We start from the raw sequence: 6,578 nt of genomic DNA, 5'->3' as shown, positions 1-6,578 counted from the left end.
TAGTAAAAATACTAATTTTGAAGTTATCGGATTTATAGAAACAGATTGTTCTATAAATTATAAAAATACCTCTAATATCACTTTGAATACTTATATGCTTATTCCTTACCCTTCCACTCTTTGGGAAGTGGACAAAACTAATTTTCAATTTGAATCATTATTATACTTTGCTATGATAAATTGTGATTTACTACCATTTGTTGAGGAATCACAAATTTTAAAAAATATAAAGTCTATATCTGACGAAACTGGATTTTCAGACTTTTCTTTAGTTGGTATTGATAACTTTCAAATACAACATATAGAATTACTTTTATTTATACAAAAAAATCATATACTTTTCATCATTGGTTTTTTGATTATTTTTATTTTACTAAATATACTATGTTTGTATTTATTTAGCCACATTCTAAAATCAATTTATAATCAATCAACCTTACGAAAAAAACATAATAAAATTTTTATGTTGAATATTGTTATTCCATATGGATCTGCGTTTCTTTTAGGAACGTCTCTTGCAACACTATTTATAAAAAAAATATTGCCTATTAGCATCATTATTGGAATAATAACCTTGGCTTTAATATATTTGATAAATTATCTTTTTTTATCAAAATTCCTTCATTTTTCCTCAAATCTTCAGCAATAGACAATAGGGAAAAAGGAGTTATTAAATAACTCCTTTTTCCCTATATATTTTCATTGTTTATATCTTTCCACCACTTATAAACGGTATGCTTTGCAAGTCCTGTCTCTCGGATGCAGTCCGCTTTCTTTCCTGTCGGGTGGCTCTCCTGCCATTCTCTGACTGTCCGCTCTGCTGTTGGTCTGCCCTCTTTTACTACTTCGCCTATAACTTTCATATCCTCTTTTTTTCGCCTTGCAAGATATAAATGAGCCTCTTGTTTTCTGTAATTTCGCTTATTTGCTGGTATCGTAACCTTTGTGTTGTCCTCTATCCATTCCCGGCTTGCTATCGTTGACAGCCTTTTTCTGTCCCCTTTCAATGCCCGGAGAGCGTCTTTTACATCTGCCCGGCTGAAATGGTTGTCCTCGTCCTCGGTAAGGCTCTCTAAATGGTCCAGGAACGCATAGGCGTCTCTCCGTATCTTCTGCTCAGATATGCCACACTTCAAGCCATAAGAGCATAACGCCATAATGGAAAAGTAACGCCCTCCAGCTTTCACTTCCTCGGTTATTTTCCGTTTCCACCATTCATATAAAGCTTCGTTACATACCCACGTACCGCCCTGCTTCTTACTTTGCTGCTTCGGCTCTCCCTGCACGATCCGCTTCTCATACCATTCCGGGTACAGTTCCTTTGCTTCTTCCAGCGTAACGGTACTTCTTCTTCTCGGCTTCTCATACAACGGAGCAAGGTCTACCTTACAGCTCGGTATGCTGGCTTTTATGTCCTCCAGCGTGTAACGGTTCTCTGACAGCTTATAGGCTTTTACTGGGAAATCTGCACCCAGCTTCGACTGACTCCCTACACACCGAAACCCCTGATAAATTCCGGTTATATCCGGGCTGTCCGGACGGATAGAGCTGGTATCATTCCATAGCCGCCGGATAAGGGCTTCTTTTAGCTCCGCAAGCACTTCTTCCCTGTTTCGATACAACTGAACCGGCTCCTGCAAGAAATAGTAAAGATGTACCCCCTTGCCGGAGCTGACAAGATAAGTCGGACAAAGCTGCACACCATTCCCAAACTGCTTCAACAGGTTCTTTAACTGCTGTTTGCCTACATAGTCCACGTCCACCACCACCGCAAACAGCTCATGAGCGTTCTCTTTCGTGTGTGACTTTCCGTAAAAACTAATAGGCGGTATCAGCCCAAACCTATCCCCTACGACCTTATCCAACATTTTCAGACTATCATCAATTACCCACTGCCGGGTTCTTCCTTTGCCGGACGGTCTAATCTGTGTCGCTATAATATTGCCTTTTCCGTCCTCCGGCTCTTGCTGGAGACTGCCAGCCGGAAACAACTCCCGATAGAAATCATGAGGACTTACTTCCGGGTATCCCCTCTCCAGCATAAGGGCTTCTTTCTCCCGATAAGCAGACTTCCACTCATACCCTCTTTTATCTCTCCTTTTGGTGTATTTTGCCATAGTCTTTTACACCTCACTCCCTCTCGCCTTGACCGCTAATCTTATCAATAGGTTTTTGCACCCTTTTCTCTCAAGTATAAGGGAGTGCCTTTGGGGTGTCAATACCTACACCTCACTCCCTCTCGCCTTGACCGCTAATCTTATCAATAGGTTTTTGCACCTTTTTAATCTAACTAGATATATTTTCACCTACCAAACATGCTAGACGCTAGCATAAGAAATACTAAAATATTACAGACCATGCCACCCCAAAACAGGTACAGTTTCAAGCCCTCATATCTGAAAAAGCTGTTCTTACTTTCCTCCAGCTCCCGGAGTTTCTGCTTCATCACGCTCGTAAGTGTATCAGACTGCTTCTCAAGAAGCTTTGTCGCCCTCTGTATAGCCTCTATATTCGCCTGTAACGCCTTTCTAACCTCTTGGACGGTATTTTCCTTAACCTCATCTTTCAAGCTCCCAATCTCGCCCGATATAGCGTCTTGAAGCAATTCGTTGCTGTTCTTCAGTAGCTCTACGCTCTGCTTCAGCTCGCTGATGAGCTTCCTGTTCTGCTCTGCGTCTCTCTGCCTGTTCTGCTCTGCCCTTACTTGTTCTTGATTTGACTGCTTCATCAATTCCTCGCAGTTCTCGCTCGACATCGCCAACGCTTCTTTGAGCAAACTGTTTTCCAGCTCTGTCCGGCTCTGTCGGTTTAACTCTTGAAGTTGCTCTCTTGGACTGCTCTGCTTCTGCTGTTCGTGCATTTCTCTCAAACTCATGCTCCATGCTCTCCTTTCCGAAATCCATATTGTAGTATTTTTCCAGCTTGTTATCCCTGATTTTACAAGCCTTTTCTCCTGCCTGTTCCCTGGCTAAGTCGGTATATGTGATGTACTTATGGCTGTCCTGCCAGTCCACTCCGTACCCTCTTTCATTCATCAGCCGGATAAAGGTTTGCCGGCTGATCGCTGTTTCCTTACAGTCCAGTACCGCCAGGGCAATATCCTGCACATAACTTTTGACCTTTCCCTGCTCTGCTTGTTTCAAAAGCTGGTAGGTGTCTTTACTCCATGCCACCGTTTCTTCCCGGGCTTCTCCAGCAAATGTCTTTCCTTTCTCCGGCACATGCAAGCCCTGTTCCCTGCTCTGTTCGTTGCACCGTTCCTTTAAGTCTTTAAGGTCGTGCTTACTCCATTGGAGCTTATGACCGTTCTCATAATTTACGGAATTGACTATAAAGTGCGTATGTATATGCCCCTTGTCTATATGCGTGGCTATCAGAACTTCATGCCCTTTCCATGCCTTTGTATGCTCCGCCAGCTCGATAGCGTTCTTGTGAGCCTGCTCCGGGGTTATTTCCTCGTCCTCATGGTAGGACTGCACATAATGCTTATAGGTTCTTCCGTCTGTCTTGCCCCACAGCTCCTTTGTGGCTTGCATTTCTTCCTTGACTGTCTCCGGCTCACAATGCAGACCACTGACAAGCTTCTCCTCTGTCTTTTCTTTTTTCGTCACATAATCTATGGCGTGCCCTATGCCCGCCTTTGAAGATACCGCCTTAATGACTGCCATACTTTGTTCAGCTCCTCTCCATGCTTCCGCACTTCCGCTTCACTCGGCAACATTCCCCCCTCATTACACCGCTTTGCTATTTGGTTGAGGTTGTTCCCTATCCGTTTCAGTTCCGGGATAAGTTCCTTGATACCGTCCGTATTCACAATCTGCTTCTCCAGCACACAGGAAAGGATATACTCCTGCTGGTTCTTTCCGCTCTTTGAAATCTTCTCCTGTAACTGCTGGTATTCTTCTTCACTTACTCGGAATGATAACTGCTTAGGTCTGCTTTTATTCGCCATTATTCTTCCTCCAAATAAATGCACAACTCGACTTTATACATTCCACCGCCAATGATATTAAAATGGTCTACTTGCTTGTTTGCTATCTTCTTGAATGTATCAGATGCAAGAATATCCTCTTGTGCTGCTTCCTCGAAGTACGTCTTTACATATCCATGCTTTTCATGGTCGTATGGTTCTTGCTGGATTGATACGCAAGCCACACCGCCCTCATGCAATTTCAAAAAATTTCTTACTGTCACTTTTGTTTCCCTCCTGTTAATCAATTTCGGACAACTGTACTAACATGCTATCGCCGGTCTTGTCCGTTACCTTTATCGCATTTGCTCCGTCAAATTCCCACTTTACAGAACCTTCAACAAAATGGCTATCAATCCATTTCTGAATTTTCTTGGCTCTGATTTCTTTGTATTCCGCTATTGTTTTTGCTCCGCTGATTTTCATTTGCGACCTCACTTTCTTCGGTGCTACCACCGTCACATTATGAGCCTTTCGGCTCTGCTTCAAGGGGGATTGAAGGGGGGCTTGCCACCCTCACAAGTTCTAAAGTGGTAACACTTTAGGGAACTTGCAATATATCCGCTACACATATTATAGTATGGTGGTAGCACTTTTGTCAAGCGGATATATTCGTACGTATATTCTGCCAAGAATATAGTGAAGCTTACTTCCTCTTGGGCGGCTTTGGAAGTGTAGGAGGGAGACAGTCAAGGGCTTGTTTTTTATCTGCAATATGAGCTTCGGCTTGCCGATCAGCGAATGCAGCAGATAAAAAATGGTCGCAGACCACCCTTTACTTTCTTCCGCCGGAACGGACAATGAAGCACAGGGGGAAGTAACGGAACGGACGGACAGCCGTTTTCCCCTCCAGCATGATTGCCAACAAAAAAGAGTATCAAGGGTAAACGCTGCGGTCTATGACCGCCCTTGACACTCTTTTCCTTATGGCTTTGATGATAAACAAGGGGAAATGGCTTCTTGTGGCATTTCTGCCCCTGTGATATAATATCTAGCGTTGTCGCGCCCATTCTGGCAACAGAAAGGGGGTGTGTCTACGTGTCAGAAATTATATCTTTTCTTGTTTCCGTACTGGCAAGTGTAGTTGGCTACTATATTTGCAAATGGTTAGACGGAGATAACAGCGACAACTAACCTAACGGAGGCTCAACCGTAAAATGAGAAGAACCCCCAGTAGTGGCTGCTACTGGGGGTTCGTTTTGTGTCTACGTGACACATTATATCTTTTCTTAGCTATTGCCATTATAGCATATGCTCTCAGGCAAATCAAGTTTACGCAATTATTATATTTTTTATACGTATCACTCTATTTTCTCCGCAATTTTTATTTTTGTGTATTTTATACATTTTTTTTTTTTTTTTAATTATTTATTCAGCATATTGACATTTATATGTTTCCTATGATAAACTTTTTAAAGAACTTACAAAGAAAGGGAGGATTTTTTTATAGACAAATTCAAGCGTTTCGGTGTTTCTATTTTAAGTTTAGGCCTTGTACTAGCACTTAATCCAGTAACCACTTTTGCTGCTGAACCGGAAACTTCAGTTGTAACTTCTGAATCTAACGCAGTAGGTGGATGGAGTGAAGAAGATGGTTATTTTGTTAATCCTCAAGCATATTCAAAAGCAATGGAGGATGGCACTACATACGCTTCTCCAAAACATACAGGTAAAGCAGAAGAACGTACACACAATGGTACATCTCAAAAAAGAGCACATGGTTGGACTACTTGGGTTGGAAAATATCACTACACAAGAGCAAGAATGGAAGATTGGGGTGCAATTCTTACCGATTCTGGACGTCAATGGGGAACTGACGGAACAGAAGCAATATCTCCTTGGTGGAGTTTTAACGGTGATACTTCAGGATCTGCTAGAACCTATTACGGAAGTTGATTCTTCACAAACAAAAAAGCAAAGGATTGTAAAATCCTTTGCTTTTTTTACTATATTCTTTTTAAGGAGTCTTCTATGAACACTAAAAAATATTTTATAACATTATTTTCTTTTATTATTTTCTCTATATATTTTACTTTGTCAGGTGTATTTGTTCCTTTCATTGCTTCTATTCCGCAAAGCAATGGTGGATTTAAAACACTTTCATCACAAAATGATTTTTACAAAATGGTTGACAATTTTTATGATCCAGATGAATTTTATAATTTTAGAACAGACAATCAAAACATAAATATATTAGCAAACTTCTATAACACATTAAATGCATCAAGTAACTTCGATGTTTTAACCTCATTCAATCAGGCTATCGCTGTAGATATAGATGACTTTAATGGAGACCAACGCTTTTATTATAATTCTGATGAATTTATTGATAATAGTCAGTCTCCTACAATAAATATAAAAGCGTTACAACTTAATCAAAAAGCCTATGATTTTTATAATATAAAAGTTGAGGGAAATTCCGGAATTGCATGGAATAGTATTTCATATAAAGATGACTCGATTCCTGTTCTATTGGGTTCTGAATATAAATCTTTTTATAAAATCGGAGACATAATTACTGGAAATTATTATAGTAAAAATACTAATTTTGAAGTTATCGGATTTATAGAAACAGATTGTTCTATAAATTATAAAAATACCTCTAATA

Annotated in this window: 8 protein-coding genes and 1 pseudogene; 3 read left to right on the top strand and 6 right to left on the bottom strand. The window is 40.6% G+C overall.

Annotated elements, in window-relative coordinates:
• A partial coding sequence (locus tag ACESZG_RS18705; protein ID WP_373218942.1) for a hypothetical protein occupies positions 1-649 on the top strand: 649 nt, incomplete at its 5' end.
• Positions 650-689: 40 nt separating this feature from the next.
• On the opposite strand, the gene ACESZG_RS18700 is transcribed toward ACESZG_RS18705, so the two are convergent.
• The 6 genes from ACESZG_RS18700 to ACESZG_RS18675 all read right to left on the bottom strand — a co-directional run bounded on the left by ACESZG_RS18700 (position 690) and on the right by ACESZG_RS18675 (position 4,396).
• On the bottom strand, positions 690-2,117 hold the full coding sequence (locus ACESZG_RS18700; RefSeq protein ID WP_055228728.1) for a hypothetical protein: 1,428 nt from the start codon (positions 2,115-2,117) through the stop codon (positions 690-692).
• A gap of 185 nt (positions 2,118-2,302) precedes the next feature.
• Positions 2,303-2,569, bottom strand: coding sequence for a hypothetical protein (locus tag ACESZG_RS18695; RefSeq protein ID WP_055228726.1), 267 nt, complete (start codon positions 2,567-2,569; stop codon positions 2,303-2,305).
• A complete protein-coding gene (locus ACESZG_RS18690) occupies positions 2,559-3,668 on the bottom strand; it encodes a relaxase/mobilization nuclease domain-containing protein (protein WP_066542834.1) in 1,110 nt (369 codons plus the stop codon). The genes ACESZG_RS18695 and ACESZG_RS18690 overlap by 11 nt, the downstream gene beginning before the upstream one ends.
• Complete coding sequence (locus tag ACESZG_RS18685) at positions 3,629-3,952, bottom strand: MobC family plasmid mobilization relaxosome protein (protein ID WP_055228723.1); 324 nt, start codon at positions 3,950-3,952, stop codon at positions 3,629-3,631. The genes ACESZG_RS18690 and ACESZG_RS18685 overlap by 40 nt, the downstream gene beginning before the upstream one ends.
• Positions 3,952-4,194 carry a hypothetical protein gene (locus ACESZG_RS18680; RefSeq protein WP_055228721.1) on the bottom strand — a complete coding sequence of 81 codons (243 nt, stop codon included), beginning with the start codon at positions 4,192-4,194 and terminating at the stop codon, positions 3,952-3,954. The genes ACESZG_RS18685 and ACESZG_RS18680 overlap by 1 nt, the downstream gene beginning before the upstream one ends.
• A gap of 16 nt (positions 4,195-4,210) precedes the next feature.
• On the bottom strand, positions 4,211-4,396 hold the full coding sequence (locus ACESZG_RS18675; protein WP_055228720.1) for a hypothetical protein: 186 nt from the start codon (positions 4,394-4,396) through the stop codon (positions 4,211-4,213).
• A 1,156-nt stretch (positions 4,397-5,552) separates the two neighbouring features.
• Between ACESZG_RS18675 and ACESZG_RS18670 the strand changes: the two genes are divergently transcribed.
• Together ACESZG_RS18670 and ACESZG_RS18665 are read left to right on the top strand one after the other, a co-directional pair.
• A complete protein-coding gene (locus ACESZG_RS18670; RefSeq protein ID WP_373218938.1) occupies positions 5,553-5,945 on the top strand; it encodes a hypothetical protein in 393 nt (130 codons plus the stop codon).
• Positions 5,942-6,578 (top strand): annotated as a pseudogene (locus tag ACESZG_RS18665) (hypothetical protein); the annotation flags it as partial. The gene ACESZG_RS18670 and the pseudogene ACESZG_RS18665, both read left to right, overlap by 4 nt.

Source organism: Blautia sp. Marseille-P2398 (genome assembly GCF_964240315.1).
Taxonomy (GTDB): Bacteria; Bacillota; Clostridia; order Lachnospirales; family Lachnospiraceae; genus Blautia_A; species Blautia_A wexlerae.
This window is presented reverse-complemented; position numbering and strand designations above follow the sequence as displayed.